A 24,318-nucleotide genomic window follows, 5' to 3' on the forward strand; every position below is an offset into this window, starting at 1 on the left:
GGGTACCTGTGAACCGGCTAGTGGATGCGAGCAAGCAGAAGATCAAGAAAGTCTATGTTGGGGTGTGTAAGCCCTCGGCCTATTAGTACCGGTCCACTCCACACCTCACGGCGCTTCCATGTCCGGCCTATCAACCCCATGGTCTCTAGGGGGCCTTACCCACTCAAGGTGGTGGGAGGACTCATCTCGAAGCAGGCTTCCCGCTTAGATGCTTTCAGCGGTTATCCCTTCCGAACGTAGCCAACCAGCCATGCCCCTGGCGGGACAACTGGCACACCAGAGGTCCGTCCATCCCGGTCCTCTCGTACTAGGGACAGCCCTTCTCAATCCTCCAACGCGCGCAGCGGATAGGGACCGAACTGTCTCACGACGTTCTAAACCCAGCTCGCGTACCGCTTTAATGGGCGAACAGCCCAACCCTTGGGACCTACTCCAGCCCCAGGATGCGACGAGCCGACATCGAGGTGCCAAACCATGCCGTCGATATGGACTCTTGGGCAAGATCAGCCTGTTATCCCCAGGGTACCTTTTATCCGTTGAGCGACGGCGCTTCCACCAGCCACCGCCGGATCACTAGTCCCAGCTTTCGCTCCTGCTCGACCCGTCAGTCTCACAGTCAAGCCCCCTTGTGCACTTACACTCGCCACCTGATTGCCAACCAGGCTGAGGGAACCTTTGGGCGCCTCCGTTACTCTTTAGGAGGCAACCGCCCCAGTTAAACTACCCACCAGACACTGTCCCCGATCCGGATCACGGACCCGGGTTAGACACCCGAGACGGCCAGAGTGGTATTTCAACAACGACTCCACCATGGCTGGCGCCACGACTTCACAGTCTCCCACCTATCCTACACAAGCCGCCCCGGACACCAATATCAAGCTATAGTAAAGGTCCTGGGGTCTTTCCGTCCTGCTGCGCGAAACGAGCATCTTTACTCGTAGTGCAATTTCACCGGGCCTGTGGTTGAGACAGTCGGGAAGTCGTTACGCCATTCGTGCAGGTCGGAACTTACCCGACAAGGAATTTCGCTACCTTAGGATGGTTATAGTTACCACCGCCGTTTACTGGCGCTTCAGTTCACCGCTTCGCCGTGAGGCTGACGGGTCCCCTTAACGTTCCAGCACCGGGCAGGCGTCAGTCCGTATACATCGCCTTGCGGCTTCGCACGGACCTGTGTTTTTAGTAAACAGTCGCTTCCCGCTGGTCTCTGCGACCCACACCAGCTCGGAGCGCGAAGCTCGTCACCAGCACGGGTCCCCCTTCTCCCGAAGTTACGGGGGTATTTTGCCGAGTTCCTTAACCACAGTTCACCCGAACACCTCGGTATTCTCTACCTGACCACCTGTGTCGGTTTGGGGTACGGGCCGCCGTGTCCCTCGCTAGAAGCTTTTCTCGACAGCATAGGATCATCCACTTCGCCCCTACGGGCTCCCCATCACATCTCAGCCTTGATGACTGGCGGATTTGCCTACCAGCCGGCCTACCTGCTTGGCCCGGGACGACCACCGCCCGGGATGAACTACCTTCCTGCGTCACTCCATCGCTCGCCTACTACCCGATCAGGTCACCGGCCTCCCACCGCTTGGCCCGAAGGCTTCCACGATCTTCAGCGGGCTTAGTATCACGGGGCTCGGCCCTTGCGGTCCACAGCGGGTACGGGAATATCAACCCGTTGTCCATCGACTACGCCTGTCGGCCTCGCCTTAGGTCCCGACTCACCCTGGGCGGAACAGCCTGGCCCAGGAACCCTTGGTCATTCGGTGCCACCGATTCTCACGGTGGATTCGCTACTCATGCCTGCATTCTCACTCGCATGCCCTCCACGACTCCCTCACAGGGCCGCTTCACCGGACATGCGACGCTCCCCTACCCAACACCACACCTGGCCCCGGAACGACCCGGGGCGGGCTCATGGCATTGACACGACTTCGGCGGCGTACTTGAGCCCCGCTACATTGTCGGCGCGGAACCACTTGACCAGTGAGCTATTACGCACTCTTTCAAGGGTGGCTGCTTCTAAGCCAACCTCCTGGTTGTCACCGCGGTCCCACATCCTTTCCCACTTAGCACGCGCTTAGGGGCCTTAGTCGATGTTCTGGGCTGTTTCCCTCTCGACCATGGAGCTTATCCCCCACAGTCTCACTGCCACGCTCAACGTACCGGCATTCGAAGTTTGGCTGACGTCAGTAACCTGGTCGGGCCCATCGGCCATCCAGCGCCCTACCTCCGGCACGCACACGCAACGCTGCACCTAAATGCATTTCGGGGAGAACCAGCTATCACGGAGTTTGATTGGCCTTTCACCCCTAACCACAGGTCATCCCCCAGGTTTTCAACCCTGGTGGGTTCGGGCCTCCACACCGTCTTACCGGCGCTTCACCCTGCCCATGGCTAGATCACTCCGCTTCGGGTCTAGAACGCGCGACTATAAACGCCCTTATCGGACTCGCTTTCGCTACGGCTACCCCACCCGGGTTAACCTCGCCACGCGCCGCTAACTCGCAGGCTCATTCTTCAAAAGGCACGCCGTCACGGCCTCACCGCTACCGGTGAGACGACGCTCCGACGGATTGTAGGCACACGGTTTCAGGAACTCTTTCACTCCCCTCCCGGGGTACTTTTCACCCTTCCCTCACGGTACTCGTGCACTATCGGTCACCAGGAAGTATTCAGCCTTACCAGGTGGTCCTGGCAGATTCACACGGGATTTCACGGGCCCCGCGCTACTCGGGAACAGCGCCACGAGCCTGCAGCATGTCGTCTACGGGACTCTCACCCACTACGGTCGGCCACTCGCATGCCGTTCGACTACACCACAGGTTTCTTACTCGTCGGATCGCCGGCAGACGATCCAGGCACGTCCCACAACCCCTCACACGCAACCCCTGCCGGGTATCACACGCACAAGGTTTAGGCTAGATCCGCTTTCGCTCGCCACTACTCACGGAATCACATGTTGTTTTCTCTTCCACCGGGTACTGAGATGTTTCACTTCCCCGGGTTCCCTCCACTCGCCCTATACATTCAGGCGAGGGTGACACCCCATGACGGGTGCCGGGTTCCCCCATTCGGACACCCCCGGATCAAAGCCCTCTCGGCGGCTCCCCGGGGCCTATCGCGGCCAGACACGTCCTTCATCGGCTCCTGGTACCAAGGCATCCACCGTGCGCCCTTAAACACTTACACACACAGAGAACAGACTTGATTCGCCGCTCAAAGGCGGCGATATTCAGATGCTCGCATCCACTATCCAGTTCACAAACACCCCACCGAACCCCAGACCACCAAGGCCACCACCAGACCCCGCACGAAACGTGCAGGCGGTATAGCGCCCGATCCGGACCCGGACGAAGAACCAGCCAGAGGCTGCCCCTTCAGGACCCAACAGCGTGCCACAGAGCTCCCGAAGGAGACCGAACCGTCGATGTTTCCACCCATGAGCACCGCCACCGGACACTCGCCGGTGAAGCGGGTCTGGCCCCCACGACGGCCACTACAGCCGGCGGAAGCGAGAAGCTCCTTAGAAAGGAGGTGATCCAGCCGCACCTTCCGGTACGGCTACCTTGTTACGACTTCGTCCCAATCGCCAGTCCCACCTTCGACCACTCCCTCCCTAAAAGGGTTGGGCCATGGGCTTCGGGTGTTACCGACTTTCGTGACGTGACGGGCGGTGTGTACAAGGCCCGGGAACGTATTCACCGCAGCGTTGCTGATCTGCGATTACTAGCGACTCCGACTTCACGGGGTCGAGTTGCAGACCCCGATCCGAACTGAGACCGGCTTTACGGGATTCGCTCCACCTCACGGTATCGCAGCCCTCTGTACCGGCCATTGTAGCATGCGTGCAGCCCAGGACATAAGGGGCATGATGATTTGACGTCGTCCCCACCTTCCTCCGAGTTGACCCCGGCAGTCTCCCGCAAGTCCCCAGCCATCCGAAGATGCTGCTGGCAATACAGGACGAGGGTTGCGCTCGTTGCGGGACTTAACCCAACATCTCACGACACGAGCTGACGACAACCATGCACCACCTGTGCACGACCCCAAAGGACCCTCTATCTCTAGAGGTGCACCGTGCATGTCAAGCCCTGGTAAGGTTCTTCGCGTTGCATCGAATTAAGCCGCATGCTCCGCCGCTTGTGCGGGCCCCCGTCAATTCCTTTGAGTTTTAGCCTTGCGGCCGTACTCCCCAGGCGGGGCGCTTAATGCGTTAGCTCCGGCACGGAGACCGTGGAAACAGTCCCCACACCTAGCGCCCAACGTTTACGGCGTGGACTACCAGGGTATCTAATCCTGTTCGCTCCCCACGCTTTCGCTCCTCAGCGTCAGTAATGGCCCAGAGACCCGCCTTCGCCACCGGTGTTCCTCCTGATATCTGCGCATTCCACCGCTACACCAGGAATTCCAGTCTCCCCTGCCATACTCTAGCCCGCCCGTACCGGAAGCAGACCCACCGTTAAGCAGTGGGCTTTCACTCCCGACGCGACAGGCCGCCTACGAGCCCTTTACGCCCAATAAATCCGGACAACGCTCGCACCCTACGTATTACCGCGGCTGCTGGCACGTAGTTAGCCGGTGCTTCTTCTGCAGGTACACTCAGTCACCCTTGGTCCCTGCTGAAAGAGGTTTACAACCCGAAGGCCGTCATCCCTCACGCGGCGTCGCTGCGTCAGGCTTCCGCCCATTGCGCAATATTCCCCACTGCTGCCTCCCGCAGGAGTCTGGGCCGTGTCTCAGTCCCAGTGTGGCCGGTCGCCCTCTCAGGCCGGCTACCCGTCACCGCCTTGGTAGGCCATCACCCCACCAACAAGCTGATAGGCCGCGGGCCCATCCTCCACCGAAAAACTTTCCACCCAAGGCCATGCGACCCCAGGTCATATCCGGTATTAGCCCCGGTTTCCCGGAGTTATCCCAGAGTGGAGGGCAGGTTGCCCACGTGTTACTCACCCGTTCGCCACTAATCCCCGGCCGAAACCGGATCATCGTTCGACTTGCATGTGTTAAGCACGCCGCCAGCGTTCGTCCTGAGCCAGGATCAAACTCTCCAAAAAAGAATTCAATGACCTGGCTAAACATCCCGACGGGGGTCGGGATTCATAGCCAATTCAAAACTATTGGCATCAACGATTCAATATGACACGCTATTGAGTTCTCAAGAAACAGCCACGCGCTAGGTACTTCGTTTTCTTGCGTTTCCCTCGCGGTGATCTCTACTTTAGCAGAGTTTCAGCGGCCCGATTTCCATCAAATCCGCCCCGCGCTCTACCGCACGGTTTTCCCACCGACACACACCACCATCCCGTTTCCGGGCTGGGGGCTTGTGGCGACTCGGAGAACACTAGGCCCGTCGCCCAGCGGAGTCAAATCGAGCTGATTGGCGCTCAGAGGCCTGCTGGTGCATACTAATCAAGCGCAACCCCACATCGCGGGGTGGAGCAGCTCGGTAGCTCGCTGGGCTCATAACCCAGAGGTCGCAGGTTCAAATCCTGTCCCCGCTACGCGATGAACAGGCCCCCTTCCCTCGGGAAGGGGGCCTGTTCCATGTCAGCGGCCCGGAAGCCCGGGCGCGAGGGCCCAGGCATCCGTGAAGGTCAGTGGGTCTGAGCGGGGATCGCCGGGAGCACCGTCGGCTCCGCCGCGCTCTCCGGTACGGCGACGTCCGCCGACCGAGGCTCCGGGATCGCGGCGCGGCCGCGCAGGAAGCCGGGCGTCCAGTCCTTCAGCCGCATCGCCTGGCTCTCGACCGCATGCCAGGAGAACACCGCCATCACCAGCCCGCCGGCCAGGGCCAGCAGCGTGTAGGCGAGCAGTCCCCACCGGGTGGCATGTTCCATGCTCAGCAGGTCCTGGACCGGCCACGCGTAGATATAGAGGCCGTAGGAGTAGTCGTGCTTCCGGCCGACCTTCTGGAACGGGCCGCGCAGCCGCATCGCCACCCACAGCACCAGGTATCCGTAGGCGGGCAGGCCGAAGACGAAGAACCCGCCGATCTTCATCGACGCCAGCAGGACGACGAGGGCGGCGCCGGCGACCGCGCCGTGCGTGCTGATCCGGTCCTTATAGAGCTGCGCCACGACGCCGAGGACGAACATGAAGCCGAGGTACAGCAGGTTCCCGGTCGTCATCACGCCGAGCAGCGGGAGGTTGATGTTGATGCCGACCGGGTGCGCGCCACGCCAGGTGTGCGCGTCCAGCTGGTAGTGCAGCATGTACAGCCAGCAGGCCGCGAGCAGGAAGATCAGGAACTTCGGAGCCCGGGTGAGTACCGCGGTCACCGACAGGACGGCGATGGCCAGGTAGCCGAGCATCTCGTAGGAGAGCGACCACAGGGCGCCGTCGAAGATGCCGGTGATCGGGTTCACCCGCAGGCCGGAGACGCCGGTCTGGCGCAGGCCGGTCCACCAGTCGGCCGCGAGGAAGTGGAACGGGCTGTCCGGCTGGTGCCAGAAGTGGTGCAGATTGCCGTGCAGGTGCAGGGCGACCAACGGCGCCATCACGAAGGCCATCAGCAGCAGGCACATCCACAGGCCCGGGAAGATCCGCAGGAACCGGTGCCACAGGAAGCGGCCGAGGCGTATCCGCATGCCGCTGGCGGATATCAGGTATCCGGAGATCACGAAGAAGCCGAAGACCCCGAGCTTGCCGAGGTCGGTCTGCAGATGGCTGCCCGCCTCGCCCGGTTCGAGCAGGTTGAACCCGAGTACCCGGGAGTGCGAGACGACCACGAACGCCGCGAGCATCAGGCGGAGGAAGCCGATGGAGTTGCGCCTTCCCGCCGAGTCGCTCGCGAGACTGCGCCCGCGGAATATTCGCTCGTAAAGATCCATCGCGGACGTCTGCTCCCCGGGCGTGGATTGCTGGCACGGCGCGGCCACCATATCAAGGTCCGCATCATGAGCTCAAGATCCGCGATCACGCCGCGGGCACCATGGGCCCGGGCAGAACCCGCCGACGCCCGGACGTGAGAAAGGCCCCGGTACGAATTCGTACCGGGGCCTTCGCCGTAGCGGGGACAGGATTTGAACCTGCGACCTCTGGGTTATGAGCCCAGCGAGCTACCGAGCTGCTCCACCCCGCGTTGCGTTGGCTCTACTTTACGTCGAGGCCCGTCGGCGGCGCAAATCGAATCGCGGGTGGCGGACAATGGTCCCCATGAGCAGTCCGATGCACCCCGCGCTGACACAGGCGCTGATCGAGTTGGAACAGCACGTCGACAAGGAGGGCTGGGACCAACATCCACGCCTGTTCGCCCTGGTCGACACGGCCGAGCTGATCGCCGCCGAGCCGCGGCTGGCCGCGGCCCTGGCGCCGGAGACGCTCGAGTTCGAAGGACAGATCGGGCCGCTGCGCACCTATACCTCCATCGAGCAGGAGGGCGTGCCCACCGACAAGCCGCTGGACGAGATGCTGGCCGGCATCGCCTGGCCGTCCACCGTCCACGGCGCCGCGCTCGTGGTGGAGCGGCTGATGCTGCCGCCGAGCGCCCAGCAGCAGCTGCCCGAGGGCGAGGCGGACGCGGACGCCTGGGTGGCCGCGCACCCCGAGCGGCAGGAAGTGCGCATCGCCGTGGGCGTCCTGCGGGACGGCTCGCGCGACTGCGCGCTGCGGCTGCGCGGGAAGGACAAGGACGAGGACGTGCTCTCCGGACCCGACCTGGTGCCGAACCTGGTCCGGGCGCTCGCGGACACGCTGCACGACTGAGCTTCGACCCCGGAGACGCCGACAGGCCCGGCACCGCCCGCAGAGGGCGGTACCGGGCCTGTCGGCGTCACTCGGGAACGGCTGGGCCGGCCGCGGCACGATGACGGCCCGTCAGCACGGGCCCGTCAGCGCTGCTCGATCAGCAGAGCGGCGGCGTCTTGCCTTCCTTGAGGTCGTTGAGCGCGTTGATCGCGTCGCCGAGCGTGTTCACCTTGACCAGCTCGAGGCCGGACGGCTGATTCGCCTTCGCCTCGGCGCAGTTGGCCGCGGGGGCCAGGAACACGGTGGCGCCGGCCTCGCGGGCGCCGATGGTCTTCATCTGGATGCCGCCGATCGCGCCCACGTTGCCCTTGGCGTCGATGGTGCCGGTGCCGGCGATCACGTTGCCCCCGGTCAGTCCGTCGGGGGTGAGCTTGTCGATCACGCCGAGGGCGAACATCATGCCCGCGCTCGGGCCGCCGACGTTGTTGAGCTGGATGTCCACCGTGAACGGGAAGACGTTCTCGCTCTCTATGCTGATCCCGACCTGCGCCTTGCCGCCGTTGTCGACGGTCGGGGTGGTGACCGTCTTCTTCTGCTGGTCCCGGGTGACCTCGAAGGTGACCTCGCCGCCCGGCTTGACCTGCTGGATCGTGTCGGTCACCGAGGTCATGCCGGCGTCGCCGCCGGTGGTCACGGGAGTGCCGTCGACCGCGTCGATGACGTCGCCGGGCTGGAGCTTGTTCGCGGCCGGGCCGCCGGGGGTGACCGACGCGACGATGACCTCGCTGCCGGTCGGCTTGATGCCGAGCTGGGCCAGGGCGGCGGTGATCGCCGCGTCCTGGGAGTCCGTCATCTCCTGGGTGTTCTCCTGCTCGCTCTGCTGCTCGGTCTGGCCGGGCGGGTAGATCGTGTCCTTGGGCACGATCGCCTCTTTGTCGTTCAGCCAGCCGACCATGGCCTGGCCCAGCGACATGCGGAAGGACTCGTCCGACACGCCGACGGTGACCATCCGCAGCTGACCGTTCGTCGGATAGGTCTGCTTGCCGGTGATGGTGATCAGCGGGGTGCCGTTCTGCGACCCCAGCACGTCGTACGTCGGCCCGGGGCTCAGTTCGGCGTAGGGCACGGACTGGAACAGCGCGCCCGCGACGAAACCGGCGAGCAGGGTCCCGGAGACCGCCAGGGTCACGGTACGACGACGAGGCATACGCCCGACCTTAGTGCACCCGGCTGAAACCCGGCAGTCCGGACTACTCCCGCCGGGCCCGGGCGGCGATCCCGCCCTGCGCGCTCCTGGCCAGCGCTTCCCGGGCGCGCTGGTAGCGGTCGAGCGTCTCGACGTCCCCGCGCGCGGCCCGGACCCGCCGGGCGAGGGCGATCACGGACGCGGCCAGGGCCGCCGCCACCACCGGCGCGGCCCACCAGATCAGGATGGATAGCACGGTCACCGACGCTAACCCGGCGCGGGCGCCCTGCCGTGGCGGCGCGCGGCGCCGCCCGCCGAAGGTCAGTCAGATGCCGACCCAGGTGTGCGTGCCGTCGGCGAAGCCCTCGCGCTTCCAGATCGGCACCTCGCGCTTGAGGGTGTCGATCAGCGCCCGGCAGGCCTCGAACGCCGCGGCCCGGTGCGCGGCGGAGGCCACCACCACCACCGCGGCCTCGCCGACCTGGAGCGGGCCGACCCGGTGGGCGGCGGCCAGGGCGATCACGTCGTGGTCCGCGGCCACCTTCTCGGCCACCTCGCGCAGCCGCCGGGCGGCCTCGGGATGGGCCTCGTACTCGAGCGCGGTGACCACCGCGCCCGGAGCCTCGGGGGTGTGGTCGCGCACCGTACCGAGGAAGACGGCGGTGCCCCCGGCGGCCGGGTCGGCGACGATCGCGAGCAGCTCGTCCACGGACAACGGCGAGTTGCGGATCTGCGTGTAAATGCTGCTCACATCGTCCATCATCCCGTATCCGGCAGCGGATGGCCGACGTACGGCGTTGAGACTTCGCACACGGAAGCGGGCGGACTCAGGTGCGGCGCTTCTTCCTGGCCCGGCGCACCAGCGCGGCCGTGCCGACGAGCGCGACGGTGGCGCCGGCCGCGCCGAGCGAGGCGGCGGCGTCCTTCTTGCCGAGCCGGCGGGCGAGCGCGGCGTGGTGGCCGGCCACCTCCTCCAGCAGGGCCTGGAAGGCCTCGAGGTTCGAGTGCTTCGGCACGAAGCCGGACTCCTCGAGCCGGTCGGTGGCCACGGCCCACGGGTGCATGACGTACTGCAGGTCGGTGGCCGGCGCCGGGGTCAGGTGCAGCCGGTGCAGCCGCTCGGCCGCGCCCAGGGCCAGGCCCGCCGGAAGCTCCATGCGGCGCAGTCCGGAGCCGGCCTCGACCTCCTCCTGGCCCAGCCAGCCGGGACTGGCCACGTTCAGCGGGCCCTCGAGCTCGTCGTGCACGGCGGTGTGCGCCAGCGCGCCGGCCAGGTCCTCGAGGTGGCAGAACTGCCAGCACGGCTCGGCGTCCTTGACCACGAGCAGCCGCGGCGCCTCGAAATGCCGGGTGAAGACGGTGTCCACGCCCGGGCCGGTGACGATCGCCGGACGCAGCACGGCGACGCTCAGGCCCGGGTGCGCCCGCGGGGCGCGGCGGCCGAGGCGCTCGATCTCCAGCAGGTCCCCGACCAGCGACCCGTCCGGCACGGCCCGCAGCTGGGCGTCGTCGCGGATCGGCACCGGGTTGTCCGGCAGCGCGCCGTAGACCATGGCGCTCGAGCGCAGGATGACCCGGTGCACGCCGGCCGCGGCCGCGGCGGTCAGCACCGTCTCGGTGCCGCGCACGTTGAACCGGGTGCGCTCGGCCGGGTCGGTGTCCGGGCTGGTGTCGAGGTCGGTGTGCACGAGCACGTCCACCCCGGCGAGGCGCTCGGCCAGCGAGGGGTCGAGCAGGTCAGCGGCCCGCTGCACCACGCCGTCCGGCCACAGCTCCCGGTCGGCCCGGGTGGAGCGCGGCACCAGCCCGATGGTCCGGCGCACGCCGGGCCGCCCGGCCAGCTCCCGCAGCACGGCCGAGCCGAGCCGGTTCGCGGCGCCGGTGACCGCGATCGTCTTCGGCCTGGTCCGCGAGCCCGGCACCGGCCGCGTGTCGCCGTCCGTGGCGCGCAGCCTGGTCGTACGCTGTCCGTCGTCTGCCGGGGAACTCAAGGGCACGCTCCGTTAGTTACTAACGTAGGAGAGGGAGGTATTCCCGCCTCTCATGATCGCTGATCCTTCCGCACGCCGGTGCACCGGCTACGGAACTTAAGCCACTCGAGGTATCGAACGTGAACGACCACCCGGAAAGTTTCCCGGACCCGGAGGAAGAGCCGCCCTCGGTAGCGTTCGAAGAGGTGGTCAAGGGGCTCGAGGGCCTCGGCGCCGACGTCGAGCGTGAAGCGGCCGAGAAGGCCGAGCGCGAGCGCGCCCGGGAGCAGCCGCCGGGCGACCAGGACGAGCCCGCCTCGCCCTTCGCCGGCATGCAGTTCCCCGGCCCGGAGCAGCTCCAGCAGCTGCTCGGCGCGCTGGGCCTCGGCGGCGGTGAGGGCGAGGGCCAGACGCCCGACCTGGCGAACCTGGCCAAGGGCCTCGGCGCGCAGATCCCCGGCCTCGACCCGCAGATGCTGGCGATGGTCATGGGCCGGATCCAGTCCCTGATCAACTCGGGCGAGGGCCCGGTGAACTGGGCCCTGGCCAAGGACATCGCCCGCGGCACCAGTGCCGCCACCCCCGACCCGTCGCCCACCTCGGGCGAGCTGGGCGCGCTGGCGGACGCGGTGCGCCTGGCCGAGCACTGGCTGGACGCGGTGTGCGACCTGCCCGCGGGCACCACCGGCGCGCTGGCCTGGAGCCGCGCGGAGTGGATCGAGCAGACCCTGCCGGTGTGGAAGCGGCTGGTCGAGCCGGTGGCGCAGGGCATGACCGCGGCGATGACCGGCATGCTGCCGGGGCCGGCCGCGGAGATGGCCGGCCCGATGGGCGCGATGCTCCAGCAGATGGCCGGGACCCTCTTCGGCCACCAGGTGGGCACGGCGCTGGCCGAGCTGGCCGGCGAGGTGCTCGGCTCCTCGGACATCGGCCTGCCGCTCGGCCCCGAGGGCAAGGCGGTGCTGCTGCCGGCCAACGTGGCCGCGTTCGGCGCCGGCCTGGAGCTGCCGGCCGCGGACGTGCGGCTGTACCTGGCCCTGCGCGAGGCGGCCTACCACCGCCTGTTCGCGCACGTGCCGTGGCTCAGCGCGCGGGTGCTCGGCGCGGTCGAGGAGTACGCGCGGGGCATCTCGGTGGACGAGGGCCGGATGGAGGAGACGATGCGCTCGCTGCAGTCTCCCGAGGGGATGGCCAACCTGCAGGACATCCTCGGCGAGAACGGCCTGACCTTCACCGCCCCGGACACCCCGGCCCAGCGCGCCGCGCTGACCAGGCTGGAGACGCTGCTCGCGCTGACCGAGGGCTGGGTGGACGCGGTGGTCGACGCCGCGGCCGCCCCCAAGCTGCCCGGCGCCGGCGCGCTGCGCGAGACCTTCCGCCGCCGCCGCGCCGCCGGCGGTCCGGCCGAGCAGACCTTCGCCGCCCTCGTCGGCCTCGAGCTGCGCCCCCGCCGGCTGCGCGACGCCGCCCGGCTGTGGACGCTGCTCGGCGAGGCCCGCGGCAGCGAAGGCCGCGACGCCCTGTGGGCCCACCCCGACCTGCTGCCGACGGCCGAGGACCTGAGCGACCCGGCCGGCTTCGTCCAGCGCCGCGAGAGCGATCTCGAGGCGCTCGGCAAGCTGATGGAGAACCCGCCCGAGGACGAAGACCCCGACACCGGCGACGGCAACGAAGACGAGCACTGAGACTACGAAGTGTGCGGTCCGGAATGACCCATTCCGGACCGCACGCCCACGCCCGCTTCAGCCGCCGAGCAATCCCAACCCCCACCTGACCTGCGCGCGGGGTCCGGGGCGGAGCCCCGGCGTGGGGCTTGGGGCCGTGCCCCAAAAAGGCACAGGGAGCCGTACGTACACAGGCCCTGACCCGTAGCGAAGCGTAGGGCCAGGGCCGGAAGCAGGTGTGGGAGATGAGCGCTAGCGAATCTCCAACAAGGGGACCAGTTGCTCCTCTTTGGTGAGCGAGCCGTGCATCCCGATCTGGCGCGCGTCCACGGCCTCGCGCTCGGTCGCGACCACGGCCCAGTCCCCCTTCATGGCCACGATGACGTCGCCGACGCGGGCCGCCATGCCGGCGTCCACCTCGTCCGGCGGCCCGAACCAGCCCTCCGCGACAGCCTGCTCGCGGGAGCGGACCACGGCGATGCCGTCGAGGCGCTCCTCCCAGATCGCCAGCACGTCGCGGGCGGCGCCGGAGGTCGCGTAGACGTGGCGGGCGCGGGCTTCGCCGCCGAGCAGGGCCACGCCGGCGCGCAGCTCCCAGTCCTGGTCCATGTCGATCCGGTGGTCCTGCGGGATGTCGACCATGCCGTGGTCCGCCGTGACGAACAGGGTGGCGTCGGACGGGAGCTGCTCGGCGAGGCGCTGCACGAGGCCGTCCACGTAGGAGAGCTCTTCGCGCCAGCGGGGTGAGCCGACGCCCACGGTGTGGCCGATGAAGTCGAGGTCCCGGTAGTAGAGGTAGACGAAGCTGCGCTCCCCCGCTCCGAGCGCCTCGACCGCGCGGCGCGCCTGCTCGTCCGCGGAGTCCGCGCCGGAGAAGCGGGCGCCGCGGAAGACCGAGCGGGTCAGGCCGGAGTCGGCGAACCTGGGGGCGGAGACGTGCGTGACCGTGATCCCGGCCGCCGTCATCCGCTCGAACATCGTCTCGCGCGGCTGCCACTCGAGCGGATCGACGTTCTGATCCCACCTCAGGAAGTTCATCAGCCTTCCGGTGGCGGGCACCATCAGCCGGTAGCCGAGCATGCCGTGGGCGCCGGGCGGCAGGCCGGTGCCCACGGAGGCGAGCGAGGTCGAGGTGGTGGACGGGAATCCGGCGGTCAGGCTGTGGCCGATGCCGGGCTCGGCCAGCAGCGCGGTCAGGTACGGCGCGTACGCGGCGTGCCGGCGCAGCAGCTCGCGCCCCATGCCGTCGACCAGCAGCAGGCAGGCCTTGCGGGTCGGCTCGGGGCTCCAGCCGAGGGCGCGGCCCTCGTGCGCCGCGGGCAGGCCGAGGGCGGCGCCGATCGCCGGGATCACGTCGTTCAGGGCGCCCGCGAGGTAGGCGGGCGGATCGAGGCCGTCCTCGTCGACGGCGGAGGGCTGGTGGCCGGACAACTCAGCCGCGCAGCCCGGCGGTGGCGGCGCTCAGGGCGCTGGCGAACTCGAGGGTGCGCGCGACCGCCTCGGCGCCGTCGGCGCCGGTGGACACGCGCAGCTGGAGATCGTCCCCTGACATCGTGCCCGTATATCCGTGGTCGGCCTCGCAGTGCGGGTCGCCGCAGCCGGCCGGCTCCAGGTCGATCCGGGCGATGGCGCCCCAGCCGACGGTGAGCACGGCCTCGCGCGGCAGGGTGCCGGGCACGTGCTTGGCCGGGTCGTCCACGACCCGGGTGATGACGCAGGTGGTGATGCGGTCCAGCCGGATCGCCTCGGTCGAGGTGGAGGCGTACGAGCTGACCTGGCTGTCCATGCCGTCGATGGCCGGCTCGGTGCCGTGCTCGTCGGTGTGTCCGATGATCAGCCTGGTGTCGGTCAGGACCAGCACGCTCACGTGCCGGCGCACCTCTTCGTTGTCGAAGGTGGTCTCCTGGTGCACCAGATGACTGCGCACGGGTTCCGGGCCGATCGCCGCCTCGATCGCCTCGGCCACCAGGGCCGGGTAATAACCGCTGCGTTCGATGGCCTCCCGCAGTCCCGGGTCGAGCGGGGTCGTGTTCGGCATGGGTCCCATCCTCGCACCGAACCGGGGCTTGCGCGCACACCGGGGCGGGGCATTTCACGCGGTGTCCGACGCAGGCGGCACAATGTGCTTCGGGCGCACCGCGCGGTGGCGCGCGCCCGTGGCGTTTCCACAGCGGCGAGAAGCGAGATGAATCGATGGCACGGCGCAACGCAACCAGGGAGTCCGAGCCCTTCGAGGAGCGGATCGTCGATATCGACGTGACCGACGAGATGTCGAACTCCTACCTGCAGTATTCGTACTCGGTCATCTACTCCCGGGCACTGCCGGACGCGCGGGACGGGCTCAAGCCGGTGCACCGGCGGATCCTGTACCAGATGGGCGAGATGGGGCTGCGTCCGGACCGCGGCTTCGTGAAGTCGGCGCGGGTGGTCGGCGAGGTGATGGGCCGGCTGCACCCGCACGGCGACGGCGCCATCTACGACGCCCTGGTGCGCCTGGCGCAGCCGTTCTCGATGCGGCTGCCGCTGGCCGACGGGCACGGCAACTTCGGCTCGCTCGGCAACGACGACCCGCCGGCCGCGATGCGCTACACCGAGGCGCGGCTCTCCCCGGCCGCGCTGCTGATGACCAACGACCTCGGCGAGGGCACGGTCGACTTCGGCCCGAACTACGACGGGCAGGAGACCGAGCCGCTGGTGCTGCCCGCGGCCTTCCCGAACCTTCTGGTCAACGGCACCACCGGGATCGCGGTCGGCATGGCCACGAACATGCCGCCGCACAACCTGGGCGAGGTCGTCGCCGCGGCGCGGCATCTGATCAAGCATCCGGAGGCGACGCTCGAGGAGCTGGTGCGCATCGTGCCGGGTCCGGATCTGCCGACCGGCGGCCGGATCGTCGGACTCGACGGCGTGCGCGACGCCTACGCCTCCGGGCGCGGGGTGTTCCGGATAAGGGCCTCGGCGCACGTCGAGCCGATCGGCCGGCGCCAGGCCATCGTGGTCACCGAGCTGCCGTACAACATCGGCCCGGAGAAGGTGATCGCGAAGATCAAGGAGCTGGTCCAGAACAAGAAGGTCCAGGGCATCGCGGATCTCAAGGACCTGACGGACCGGACGAACGGCCTGCGGATCGTCATCGAGGTCAAGAACGGCTTCAACCCGGAGGCGATCCTGGCGCAGCTCTACAAGCTGACGCCGCTGGAGGAGTCCTTCGGCATCAACAACGTGGCCCTGGTGGACGGGCAGCCGCTGACCCTGGGTCTCAAGGAGCTGCTCGAGGTCTACCTGGACCACCGGTTCGAGGTGGTGCGGCGGCGCAGCGAGTTCCGGCGCAAGAAGCGGCAGGACCGGTTCCACCTGGTCGACGGCCTGCTGATCGCGCTGCTCGACATCGACGCGGTGATCGAGACGATCCGCACCTCGGAGGACTCGGCCGACGCGCGGCGGCGGCTGATGGAGCGTTACGAGCTGAGCGAGGTCCAGGCGAACTACATCCTGGACACCCCGCTGCGCCGGCTGACCAAGTTCGACCGGCTGGAGCTGGAGAACGAGCAGGAGCGGCTGCGCGCGGAGATCGCCGAGCTGACCGCGATCCTGGAGTCGGACACCCTGCTGCGCAAGGTGGTCTCGGACGAGCTGGCGAAGGTGGCCAAGGAGTACGCGACGCCGCGGCGCACCGCGCTGCTCGAGGCGGACGAGGTGCCGGCGATCGTGGACGTGCCGCTGGAGGTGGCGGACGAGCCGTGCCGGGTGGCGCTGTCCACGACCGGTCTGCTCGGCCGGCTGCCGGCCGGCTTCACGCTGGATCCGGCCCGGCCGCGGGCCAAGCACGACGCGCTGCTGTCCCTGATCGACGTGACCACGCGGGCGGATCTGGGCGTGGTGACCTCGGCCGGCCAGCTCTACCGGGTGGCCGTGGTGGACGTGCCGGTGATGCCGGGCGACGCGGAGAACCTGGCCGGCGGCATCTCCGTGCGCGAACTCGTGCGCGGGATGGCCGAGGACGAGCAGGTGCTGTGCGTGATGAGCCTGAACCCTGATTCCCCCGGGGTGGCGCTGGGCACCGAGCAGGGCGTGGTCAAGCGGGTGGTGCCGGAGTACCCGGCGAACAAGGACACCATGGAGGTGATCACGCTCAAGGACGGCGACCGGGTGGTCGGCGCGCGCGAGCTGCGCACCGGCCGGGAGGACCTGGTGTTCATCACCTCCGACGCGCAGCTGCTGAAGTTCTCCGCCGAGCTCGTGCGCCCGCAGGGCCGGCCGGCCGGCGGCATGGCCGGGATCAAGCTGGACGGCGGGGCGAGCGTGCTCTCCTTCGCCGTGGTCGATCCGGACCAGGACGCGGTGGTGGTCTCGGTGGCCGGCAGCGGGGACACGCTGCCCGGGGTGATGCTGAGCACGATCAAGGCGACGCCGTACCGGCTCTACCCGTCGAAGGGCCGGGCCACCGGCGGGGTGCGCTGCCAGCGCTTCCTCAAGGGCGAGGACCGGCTGGTGTTCGCCTGGGCCGGGCCGTACCCGGCGCGTCCGGTGGACGAGGAGGGCCGGGCGCTGGCGCTGCCGGCCCTGGACGAGCGGCGGGACGGGTCGGGCGCGCCGCTGGCCAAGCCGATCGGGTTCATCGGCAGCTGATCCGCCGCCCCGCACCGGCCGTCCGCTGGGACGGCCGGGACGGGTGGGTCGGCCGTGGCCGGTGCGTGCGGGGCGGTGGGATCCGGCGGATCCCGCCGCCCCGCGCGTGCGCCGCGCGGCCCGCGCAGCGTGGGAGACTGAAGGCATGCGACCTTCGTTCTCGACTGCCGGCGTGGTGGACCTGTCCGCGCTGAAGAAGCCCGCGTCCGGCGCGGGCGCGAGAGCCGGATCCGCCGCCGGCTCGGCCGCGGCCGCCTCGTCCTCCGGCGCCTCGGAGCACGTGATCGACGTGACCGAGGCCGACTTCCAGGCCTCGGTGATCGAGCGTTCGCTCCAGGTTCCGGTGGTGCTGGACCTGTGGGCCGAGTGGTGTGAGCCGTGCAAGCAGCTCAGCCCGGTGCTGGAGCGGCTGGCCGAGGAGTTCGGCGGCCGGTTCGTGCTGGCCAAGGTGGACACCGACGCGAACCCGCGGCTGGCCCAGATGCTCGGGGTGCAGGGCATCCCGGCGGTCAAGGCGGTGGCGCAGGGGCAGCTGGTGGGCGAGTTCACCGGGGTGCAGCCGGAGCCGCAGCTGCGGGCCTGGCTGACCGACCTGATCACCATGGCCGAGACCGAGTTCGGCATGACCGGCCCGGACGACGCCGCGCCGCTGCCGCCGGCTCCGCTGGACCCGCTGCTGGAGGCGGCGTACACCGCGCTCGAGTCGGACGATCTGGACGGCGCGGCCCAGGCCCTGCACAACCTGCTCTCGGACCAGCCCGCGCACGCCGAGGCCAAGGCGATGCTCGCGCAGGTGGAGCTGCTGCGGCGGACGGTCGGGGTGGACCCGGCGGGGGTGCTCGCGGCCGCGCAGGAGGCGCCGGAGGACGTGGAGGCGCAGTGCGCGGCGGCCGACGTGCTGCTCGCCTCGGGCCGGCCCGAGGACGCGGTGGCGCTGCTGCTCGACGCGGTACGGGCCGCCTCGGGCACGGACCGGGATCGGGCCCGGCTGCTGCTGATCGACTACTTCGAGCTGCTCGGCCCGGAGCACCCGGTGGTGCCCAAGTCCCGGCAGCGGCTGGCCGCGCTTCTGTTCTGACCCCGTCCCGGTTTTGTCATAACTCTGTCATAACCCCTGTTCCAGCCGGTTCGAATCGGCCGGAACACCCGTTGGACCAAGGGTTTTCCGCCCGGAGCCGCCCGTCGGCTCCGGGCGTTCGCATTTCCGGTGGCGAACGAACCCGGGCGAACAGACAGGCTGAACATTACCTACTCTTTACCAATCCGCACGTCGCAGTTTCCGATTACCCACCGTATGAATCCCGCCGGAACGTGGGAGATTTCGCAGGCCATTGTCCTGTTTTGGCCGAATACCCAACGTCACGGTTCGCGGGCCTGGCGGGCGACCCGCGGACATCGGCCGCTTAGCTCGGTTACCGGCGGGTAACGCGACTCTTGTGTATACGGCGAGGTCTCCTCGAACATCCCTCCTACCGGCCTTCGCCGGGCATACGGTCTGCACATTGGTCTACATAGGAGTGGACGACAGATGAAAGACACCTCGGGAGCACAGGTCCTGGGGCGCACCTCGCTCAAGCGGCTGGGCATCGTTCTGGTGCCGACGGTCGCGGTCGCGGGTGTGCTCGGTGTGATGATGGCCAACGGCGCGATCGCGATGTCCCTGGCCATCTCCGGCCAGACCGCGCAGATGACCGTCGGCACCCTCCACGGCAACGGCTTCGCCCAGTACGGCGGCATCGACCACGACGCCTCCTACAACCCCTCGGCGCCCAAGGGGTCGGACCTGACGCCCGTCGCGGTCTCCTCGTTCACCAGCGCGACCATCACCAACGGCCTGTGCCAGTCGGTCACCACCGACCTCGGCAAGCTGACCGGCGGCCTGCTCGGCAACTACACGCTGACCCTCAAGGCCGACAGCGCCACGGCCCAGAACCTGGTCATCGACCTGCAGTCGCTCAACGCCGACGAGGCCGACTTCACCACGATGAACATCGGCACCGACGCCGGCAACAGCGGCGGCACCCCGGGCCTGTTCGCCCAGACCGCCGACTCGGCGACCCTGACGGGCGTCCAGCAGGTGTCCAACGCCACCACGGCGGGCGAGTTCGATCTGACGGGCATGTCGCTGTCCATCGCGTCCGGCAGCAAGGGCTGCATCCCGGCGACCAGCACCGGCAACTGACCGCGGTGGCCGACGGCCGCCGTCCAAGCCCTCGCCGCGTAGGCTCTGCGCCTGCGCGGCGGCGGCACGTCCGGCGGCGCGGCCCGAGCGCCCATCCCGGAGCTTCTCGAGCGAGGAACCCATGATCACCAACCCTGGCCAGGTCAGCAGCGGCGCCGACCGCGCCTTGGACCGCTTCCTAGGCCCCATCGGCCGCGCCTGGGACCGGTTCGCCGCGCCGACCGAGCGCTTCCGCCGCCCGTTCCGCCGCTGGCGGCGCGGACGGCCGTTCACCGCGGGAATCTGCATCCTGCTCGCCGGCGCGGAGATCCCCCTGGTCACGCAGTCGGCCCTGGGCAAGCTGCTGTCGATGGGCGTGCCCGGAATCTCCACGATCTTCATCTCGGTGTTCCTGATCATCTTCGCGGTGACGATCTGGTTCTACCCGGCGTATCGGGTCTTCTCCGGCATCGCGGCCATCATGGTCGCCCTGCTGTCGCTCATCGCCACGAACCTCGGCGGTTTCCTTCTCGGCTTCCTGCTGGCGATGCTCGGCGGGGCCTTCGCGGTGGCCTGGGCACCTCGGGCGCATTACACCGAGGACACCCGCCGGCAGCGGCGGGCCGCCGCCCGGACGCACGCCGCGGACCAGCTGAACCAGAACCCTGAGACATCCGCGGCCGAGCCGGCCGGCGCGACGGCGCCGAGCACCGCCACCGACGAGCAGGCCACCGCGCCGCTCGACACCGCGGCGCCCGCGGCCGAGCCCGCAGAGCCCGCAGAGCCCGCCGCCGAGTCGGCGGACGACGCAGCCGGCCCCGACCACGCCCGCAACACGGAGATCATCGAGCACTACGCCCGCCCGGACGAGGCCGACACGGCACCGTCCGAGCCCGCACCCGAGGAGGAGTGAGCCATGGCGTCCACCATGCGCTCCCGCCGTCGGGCCACGGCGATCGCGGTGCCCGGCACCGTCGTCGTGCTTTTGGTGGGAGCCTATGCGGCCGCGCCCGCGCTGGCCGCGTCGACCAGCCCGAGCCTGCCGTTCCCCAGCGTCTGCCCCACCGGGCAGAGCGCGTCCGCGAACGGCGCCGCGTCGAGCGCGCCGAGCGCATCCAGTCCCACGGCGACGCCGACGGCCTCGGCCACGGCCTCCGCCGGCAAGACGACGAGCGAGCCCTCGTCGAAGCCGAAGCCCTCGGACTCGGCCACCCCCGCCCCCACCGCGTCGGCCTCCGCGTCAGCGTCGGAGGCTGCCGCGCCGAACGCCGCGGGCCCGGCGAGCCCGTCCACGAGTGCGTCGTCGAGCACTGACGGCAACGGCTTCTGGGGCTGGCTCAACGGCGTGTGGACCTGGATCTTCACCGACAGCCCGACGTCCACCGACGACTCGGTGGTCCAGGACGCCGTCGCGCCGCTCGCCACGGCCCACGCGGTCAACGCCGCGGCCGCCCTCGGCGCGCCGGATGCCGCGTCGGACGCCTCGCCGAACTGCATCTCCGCCGAGGAGGCCTCGAAGCTGGCCGCCGAGGCGTCGGCGAGCCCGTCCGACGACTTCACCGCGTCCATCCTGCCGTGGGTGATGAAGACCCCTTCCATGACGATGTGGAACCTCACGTTCAACGGCGTGAAGTCGATAAAGGTCTGGGATCCGGACTCGAAGTCGTACACCGACGAGAACATCCTCGACTTCACGGCGAGTTCGATCACGATCACCTCGATGGTGACCTACTCGATCCAGAACGGCCAGACCGTCTTCAACAACGCCGGGTCGGGCACCACCACGACGCTCACCAACCCGCACCTGATGGTCAAGAGCATGACGGCGGACCTCTACGGCCTGATCGGCCAGACCTACGACCCGGACCACCTGCCGCCGCTGCCGGTCGGGCTGACCGTGCCGCTGGTGCCGGTCATCTTCACCGACGTGACCACGGTCATCGGCGGCCTGCACACCGACAGCATCACAGTGCCCGGATTCGCCGGCTACTCCTCCGACGGCGTCGCCTCGCCGCAGTAGCCCCGCACGGCGAAAGCACGGTGCCCGTTGACCGGTCCGACCGGTCAACGGGCACCATGCTGCGCGGGGTGCCGGACGTCAGCCGAGGCCGAGGTCCCGGCGCAGCTTCGCCACGTGCCCGGTGGCGCGGACGTTGTACTGGGCCAGCTCGACCTTCCCCTGCTCGTCCACGACGAAGGTGGAGCGGATCACGCCGGTGACGGTCTTTCCGTACATCGTCTTCTCGCCGAAGGCGCCGTAGGACCTGAGCACCTCCTTGTCCGGGTCGGACAGCAGCGGGAAGGTCAGGCCGTCGCGCTCGCGGAACTTCGCGAGCTTCTCCGGCTTGTCCGGCGACAGGCCCAGCACGGCGTAGCCGGCGGCGGCCAGCGACTGCAGCGAGTCGCGGAAGTCGCAGGCCTGCTTGGTGCAGCCGGGGGTCATCGCGGCCGGATAGACGTAGACGATCACCTTGCGCCCGGCGTAGTCGGCCAGCGAGACCGGCTTGCCGTCGGCGTCCGGCAGGGTGAAGGCGGGGGCGGGCTCGCCCGGGGTGAGACGGATCGGGTCGCTCATAGCGCCAATCTAGCCCGCCCGCCCGACAGCGACGGCCACCGACAGCCGTCGGCGGCCGGTGACGCCTCGTCGGATCGCGCGCGGACGCCGCGCTTCGGCGGCGCGCCCCCGTGCCCCGCTCGATCGGCCCAACGGATGTTAGGACGATCACACGGCGGGCACTCGGGGAAGCATGAGCGCCAAGAAGCACGCGTGGACCGGGCCAGGAGCGATCGAGGACGCCGACCAGGCGGAGGCCCGCAAGGGCACCGCCGCGGCCAACCCGGTGCTCTCCCTCTCGCCCCAGTCGCAGGCCTCGATGCGACGCGCCGCCGAGAGCAACGGGTCGGCGGACCACCGCAGCCCGGCTCAGATAGAGGCCGAGATCGAGTACACCAGGGACCGGCTCGCGGTGACCCTGGACGAGCTCACCGAGCGGCTGACCCCGCGGGCGATGATGCGGCGGACCAACGCCAAGGCGCGCGGCGCGTTCGTCACCCCGCAGGGCGGGGTGCGCAAGGACCGGGCCGCGATCGTCGCCGGGAGCTTCGTCACCGTCGTCAGCGGCGTGGTCGCGTTGCGGCTGCTGCGCCGGCGCTGACCCGGGGCCTCGGGGAGCGGCGTCGCGGGCGAAGGCGAGCAGGCTGCGGCGGTGATGCGCTACCGTCGAGTCCGTGAGCCGCCGTAACCCCGCTTCCGACGAGAAGCTGCCCATCAAGATGCTGCACGACCGCGTGCTCGTGCTGGCCGACGACGCTGCGGGCGACCGCAAGTCCACCGGCGGCATCCTGATCCCCGCCACCGCTCAGGTGGGCCGGCGGCTCTCCTGGGCGCGGGTGGTCGCGGTGGGGCAGAACGTGCGGACGGTGGAGGTCGGCGACCGGGTGCTCTACGACCCGGAGGACCGGGCCGAGGTCGAGGTGCGGGCCACGGCCTACGTGCTGCTGCGCGAACGCGACATCCACGCGGTGGCCGCGGAGCGCCTGAGCGAGTCCGGTGAGGCCACCGGGCTCTACCTCTAGGCGCGGCGGGACCGGGGCAGGGGGAGACCGGTGGACGAGGGCGGGGAGTCCGTGGAGGCGACGCCGAGCATCAGGCTCGAGGCGGTCGAACCCGCGACGACGCAACGGAAAGAGCCGGCACCGCTCGTCCCGCGCACGCAGCGGGACCAGCGCGACCGGCTGGTGAGCAGCTCCTACTTCACCTACGCCTTCGGGCTGGCGGCCGGCGCGCTCTCGGCCTATCTGGTGCTGCGGGTCGCCGCGCACGCGGAGTCGGTGCTGGTGCTCGTCCTGCTCTCGCTCTTCTTCGCCGTCTCGCTCAACCCGGTCGTCACCGCGCTCACCCGGCAGCAGCGGCTGCCGATGCCGCGGTCGGTCGCGGTGCTGCTGGTCGGGCTCGGCATGCTGGCGCTGGTGGCCGGATTCCTCGCGGTGATCGTGCCGCCGGTGGACCGCGAGGTGACCGCGCTGGTGCACCAGGTCCCGCGGCTGTTCAAGGAGGCGCAGGACCGCTCCACCTGGCTCGGCCGGATGGAGGCGAAGTACCACGTCTTCGACAAGGTCGAGACGTCGCTGAACTCCAAGGGCTTCGGCGCCAGCACCCTGACGAACGTGGTCGGCGCGGGCAAGTACGTCCTGGACATGCTCACCTCCACGCTGGCCGTGGTGGCGCTGACCATCTACTTCCTGGCCGGGCTGCCGAACGTGGTCAACGCGGCCTTCCGCACCGTGCCGGCCTCCCGCCGCGTCCGGGCCCGGGCGATCGGCGACGAGATCCTCACCCAGGTCGGCCGGTACATGCTCGGCTCGGCGCTCAACGCCAGCATCGCCGGCTTCGCCACCTTCGTCTGGACGGCGTCGGTCGGCATCCCCTACCCGGCGGCGCTCGGCCTGATGGTGGCCCTGCTGGACATGGTGCCGGTGATCGGCTCCACCATCGGCGGCGCCATCGTCACCCTGGTGGCGCTCTCCCAGTCCGTGCCGGTGGCCCTCGCGACGCTGGTGTTCTACATCGCCTTCCGGCTCACCGAGGACTACCTGCTGCTGCCCAAGGTGATGCGGCACGCGGTCGACGTCCCGCCGATCGTGACCGTGGTGGCGGTGCTGATGGGCGGCGCGCTGATGGGCATCATCGGCGCCCTGCTGGCGATCCCGGTCGCCGCCGCGCTCAAACTGATCGCGCAGGAGATCCTGCTCCCCCGGCTGGAACGGCGCTGACCGGCTTTACACGCCGTTGAACCGTCCTTTGTGGGACGCTGGAGGGCGCCGACGCGCGCCGAGCCCGCGGAAGGAACGCGGCTTTCGTCGCTGATAGATCCCGTATGAGTGAGCTCGTCCGGGTCAGCGCGGCGCGGCGCCGACGCGTGATACCCAAGCGAGACAATGAACCAGGGCACTCGGCCACCGGCCAACCTTAGACTTGGACGGTGCTGCAATCTTCAGCATACTGAGCTTGGCACACATGATGGA

At 69.0% G+C, this 24,318-nt stretch carries 19 protein-coding genes, 2 tRNA genes and 2 rRNA genes; 11 read left to right on the forward strand and 12 right to left on the reverse strand.

Annotated elements, in window-relative coordinates:
• Positions 1-62 precede the first annotated feature (62 nt).
• Both ACTRO_RS20595 and ACTRO_RS20600 read right to left on the reverse strand, forming a co-directional pair.
• Positions 63-3,186, reverse strand: a 23S ribosomal RNA gene (locus tag ACTRO_RS20595).
• Positions 3,187-3,524: 338 nt separating this feature from the next.
• Positions 3,525-5,051 (reverse strand): 16S ribosomal RNA (locus ACTRO_RS20600).
• The 16S and 23S rRNA genes sit together here, the layout of an rRNA operon.
• A gap of 373 nt (positions 5,052-5,424) precedes the next feature.
• Here ACTRO_RS20600 and ACTRO_RS20605 point away from each other — a divergent pair.
• Positions 5,425-5,498, forward strand: a tRNA-Met gene (locus ACTRO_RS20605).
• Positions 5,499-5,591: 93 nt separating this feature from the next.
• On the opposite strand, the gene ACTRO_RS20610 is transcribed toward ACTRO_RS20605, so the two are convergent.
• Entirely contained in the window at positions 5,592-6,827 is a 1,236-nt protein-coding gene (locus ACTRO_RS20610) for an acyltransferase family protein (RefSeq protein ID WP_051451129.1), read from the reverse strand.
• Between the two features lie 177 nt (positions 6,828-7,004).
• Positions 7,005-7,078: transfer RNA gene (locus tag ACTRO_RS20615), tRNA-Met, on the reverse strand.
• 74 nt (positions 7,079-7,152) lie between these two features.
• Here ACTRO_RS20615 and ACTRO_RS20620 point away from each other — a divergent pair.
• On the forward strand, positions 7,153-7,701 hold the full coding sequence (locus tag ACTRO_RS20620; RefSeq protein ID WP_211244359.1) for a PPA1309 family protein: 549 nt from the start codon (positions 7,153-7,155) through the stop codon (positions 7,699-7,701).
• Positions 7,702-7,840: 139 nt separating this feature from the next.
• On the opposite strand, the gene ACTRO_RS20625 is transcribed toward ACTRO_RS20620, so the two are convergent.
• The 4 genes from ACTRO_RS20625 to ACTRO_RS20640 all read right to left on the reverse strand — a co-directional run bounded on the left by ACTRO_RS20625 (position 7,841) and on the right by ACTRO_RS20640 (position 10,860).
• Entirely contained in the window at positions 7,841-8,890 is a 1,050-nt protein-coding gene (locus ACTRO_RS20625; protein WP_034265336.1) for a YlbL family protein, read from the reverse strand.
• A gap of 43 nt (positions 8,891-8,933) precedes the next feature.
• On the reverse strand, positions 8,934-9,131 hold the full coding sequence (locus ACTRO_RS20630) for a hypothetical protein (RefSeq protein ID WP_034265338.1): 198 nt from the start codon (positions 9,129-9,131) through the stop codon (positions 8,934-8,936).
• A 63-nt stretch (positions 9,132-9,194) separates the two neighbouring features.
• Positions 9,195-9,620: a molybdenum cofactor biosynthesis protein MoaE gene (locus ACTRO_RS20635; protein WP_245594438.1), complete on the reverse strand. Its 426-nt coding sequence runs from the start codon at positions 9,618-9,620 to the stop codon at positions 9,195-9,197.
• Positions 9,621-9,696: 76 nt separating this feature from the next.
• Complete coding sequence (locus ACTRO_RS20640; protein WP_084316427.1) at positions 9,697-10,860, reverse strand: NAD-dependent epimerase/dehydratase family protein; 1,164 nt, start codon at positions 10,858-10,860, stop codon at positions 9,697-9,699.
• A gap of 119 nt (positions 10,861-10,979) precedes the next feature.
• On the opposite strand from ACTRO_RS20640, the gene ACTRO_RS20645 reads away from it, so the two are divergent.
• The gene (locus tag ACTRO_RS20645; protein ID WP_051451130.1) at positions 10,980-12,524 is read left to right on the forward strand and encodes a zinc-dependent metalloprotease; all 1,545 of its coding nucleotides are present in this window, start codon (positions 10,980-10,982) and stop codon (positions 12,522-12,524) included.
• A 231-nt stretch (positions 12,525-12,755) separates the two neighbouring features.
• Here ACTRO_RS20645 and ACTRO_RS20650 read toward each other — a convergent pair whose 3' ends face one another.
• The gene (locus ACTRO_RS20650) at positions 12,756-13,934 is read right to left on the reverse strand and encodes an alkaline phosphatase family protein (RefSeq protein WP_034265341.1); all 1,179 of its coding nucleotides are present in this window, start codon (positions 13,932-13,934) and stop codon (positions 12,756-12,758) included.
• A gap of 1 nt (position 13,935) precedes the next feature.
• A complete protein-coding gene (locus ACTRO_RS20655; RefSeq protein WP_034265345.1) occupies positions 13,936-14,541 on the reverse strand; it encodes a DUF5998 family protein in 606 nt (201 codons plus the stop codon).
• Between the two features lie 155 nt (positions 14,542-14,696).
• On the opposite strand from ACTRO_RS20655, the gene ACTRO_RS20660 reads away from it, so the two are divergent.
• The 4 genes from ACTRO_RS20660 (at position 14,697) to ACTRO_RS43620 (ending at position 20,206) form a co-directional block, all read left to right on the forward strand.
• A complete protein-coding gene (locus ACTRO_RS20660; RefSeq protein ID WP_034265348.1) occupies positions 14,697-17,132 on the forward strand; it encodes a DNA gyrase/topoisomerase IV subunit A in 2,436 nt (811 codons plus the stop codon).
• Positions 17,133-17,277: 145 nt separating this feature from the next.
• Complete coding sequence (locus ACTRO_RS20665; RefSeq protein ID WP_034265351.1) at positions 17,278-18,210, forward strand: tetratricopeptide repeat protein; 933 nt, start codon at positions 17,278-17,280, stop codon at positions 18,208-18,210.
• Between the two features lie 450 nt (positions 18,211-18,660).
• A complete protein-coding gene (locus ACTRO_RS20670; RefSeq protein ID WP_034265355.1) occupies positions 18,661-19,314 on the forward strand; it encodes a DUF6230 family protein in 654 nt (217 codons plus the stop codon).
• A gap of 121 nt (positions 19,315-19,435) precedes the next feature.
• Positions 19,436-20,206, forward strand: coding sequence for a DUF6114 domain-containing protein (locus tag ACTRO_RS43620; protein ID WP_051451131.1), 771 nt, complete (start codon positions 19,436-19,438; stop codon positions 20,204-20,206).
• 83 nt (positions 20,207-20,289) lie between these two features.
• On the opposite strand, the gene ACTRO_RS49020 is transcribed toward ACTRO_RS43620, so the two are convergent.
• On the reverse strand, positions 20,290-20,892 hold the full coding sequence (locus tag ACTRO_RS49020; RefSeq protein WP_211244361.1) for a hypothetical protein: 603 nt from the start codon (positions 20,890-20,892) through the stop codon (positions 20,290-20,292).
• Here ACTRO_RS49020 and ACTRO_RS20685 point away from each other — a divergent pair.
• Positions 20,873-21,313, forward strand: a complete 441-nt coding sequence (locus ACTRO_RS20685; RefSeq protein WP_211244362.1) for a hypothetical protein — start codon at positions 20,873-20,875, stop codon at positions 21,311-21,313. The genes ACTRO_RS49020 and ACTRO_RS20685 overlap by 20 nt on opposite strands.
• Positions 21,314-21,391: 78 nt before the next feature.
• Here ACTRO_RS20685 and bcp read toward each other — a convergent pair whose 3' ends face one another.
• Positions 21,392-21,868, reverse strand: a complete 477-nt coding sequence (bcp, locus tag ACTRO_RS20690; RefSeq protein WP_034265367.1) for a thioredoxin-dependent thiol peroxidase — start codon at positions 21,866-21,868, stop codon at positions 21,392-21,394.
• A 172-nt stretch (positions 21,869-22,040) separates the two neighbouring features.
• Here bcp and ACTRO_RS43625 point away from each other — a divergent pair, with 172 nt between their 5' ends.
• From ACTRO_RS43625 to ACTRO_RS20705, 3 genes are all read left to right on the forward strand, one after another.
• Positions 22,041-22,448: a DUF3618 domain-containing protein gene (locus ACTRO_RS43625; protein ID WP_051451132.1), complete on the forward strand. Its 408-nt coding sequence runs from the start codon at positions 22,041-22,043 to the stop codon at positions 22,446-22,448.
• Positions 22,449-22,566: 118 nt separating this feature from the next.
• The gene (locus tag ACTRO_RS20700) at positions 22,567-22,869 is read left to right on the forward strand and encodes a co-chaperone GroES (protein WP_051452462.1); all 303 of its coding nucleotides are present in this window, start codon (positions 22,567-22,569) and stop codon (positions 22,867-22,869) included.
• A gap of 30 nt (positions 22,870-22,899) precedes the next feature.
• The gene (locus ACTRO_RS20705) at positions 22,900-24,066 is read left to right on the forward strand and encodes an AI-2E family transporter (RefSeq protein WP_051451133.1); all 1,167 of its coding nucleotides are present in this window, start codon (positions 22,900-22,902) and stop codon (positions 24,064-24,066) included.
• Positions 24,067-24,318: the final 252 nt, after the last annotated feature.

This window comes from Actinospica robiniae DSM 44927 (genome assembly GCF_000504285.1).
In the GTDB taxonomy this organism is placed as follows: Bacteria; Actinomycetota; Actinomycetes; order Streptomycetales; family Catenulisporaceae; genus Actinospica; species Actinospica robiniae.

What these genes read in the sequence shown, in the direction of transcription:
- ACTRO_RS20610 (WP_051451129.1), bottom strand. Translation starts at nt 6,827, where the DNA reads ATGGATCTTTACGAGCGAATATTCCGCGGGCGCAGTCTCGCGAGCGAC.
- ACTRO_RS20620 (WP_211244359.1), top strand. Translation starts at nt 7,153, where the DNA reads ATGAGCAGTCCGATGCACCCCGCGCTGACACAGGCGCTGATCGAGTTG.
- ACTRO_RS20625 (WP_034265336.1), bottom strand. Translation starts at nt 8,890, where the DNA reads ATGCCTCGTCGTCGTACCGTGACCCTGGCGGTCTCCGGGACCCTGCTC.
- ACTRO_RS20655 (WP_034265345.1), bottom strand. Translation starts at nt 14,541, where the DNA reads ATGCCGAACACGACCCCGCTCGACCCGGGACTGCGGGAGGCCATCGAA.
- ACTRO_RS20660 (WP_034265348.1), top strand. Translation starts at nt 14,697, where the DNA reads ATGGCACGGCGCAACGCAACCAGGGAGTCCGAGCCCTTCGAGGAGCGG.
- ACTRO_RS20665 (WP_034265351.1), top strand. Translation starts at nt 17,278, where the DNA reads ATGCGACCTTCGTTCTCGACTGCCGGCGTGGTGGACCTGTCCGCGCTG.
- ACTRO_RS20670 (WP_034265355.1), top strand. Translation starts at nt 18,661, where the DNA reads ATGAAAGACACCTCGGGAGCACAGGTCCTGGGGCGCACCTCGCTCAAG.
- ACTRO_RS43620 (WP_051451131.1), top strand. Translation starts at nt 19,436, where the DNA reads ATGATCACCAACCCTGGCCAGGTCAGCAGCGGCGCCGACCGCGCCTTG.
- ACTRO_RS49020 (WP_211244361.1), bottom strand. Translation starts at nt 20,892, where the DNA reads ATGGAAGGGGTCTTCATCACCCACGGCAGGATGGACGCGGTGAAGTCG.
- bcp (WP_034265367.1), bottom strand. Translation starts at nt 21,868, where the DNA reads ATGAGCGACCCGATCCGTCTCACCCCGGGCGAGCCCGCCCCCGCCTTC.
- ACTRO_RS43625 (WP_051451132.1), top strand. Translation starts at nt 22,041, where the DNA reads ATGAGCGCCAAGAAGCACGCGTGGACCGGGCCAGGAGCGATCGAGGAC.
- ACTRO_RS20700 (WP_051452462.1), top strand. Translation starts at nt 22,567, where the DNA reads ATGCTGCACGACCGCGTGCTCGTGCTGGCCGACGACGCTGCGGGCGAC.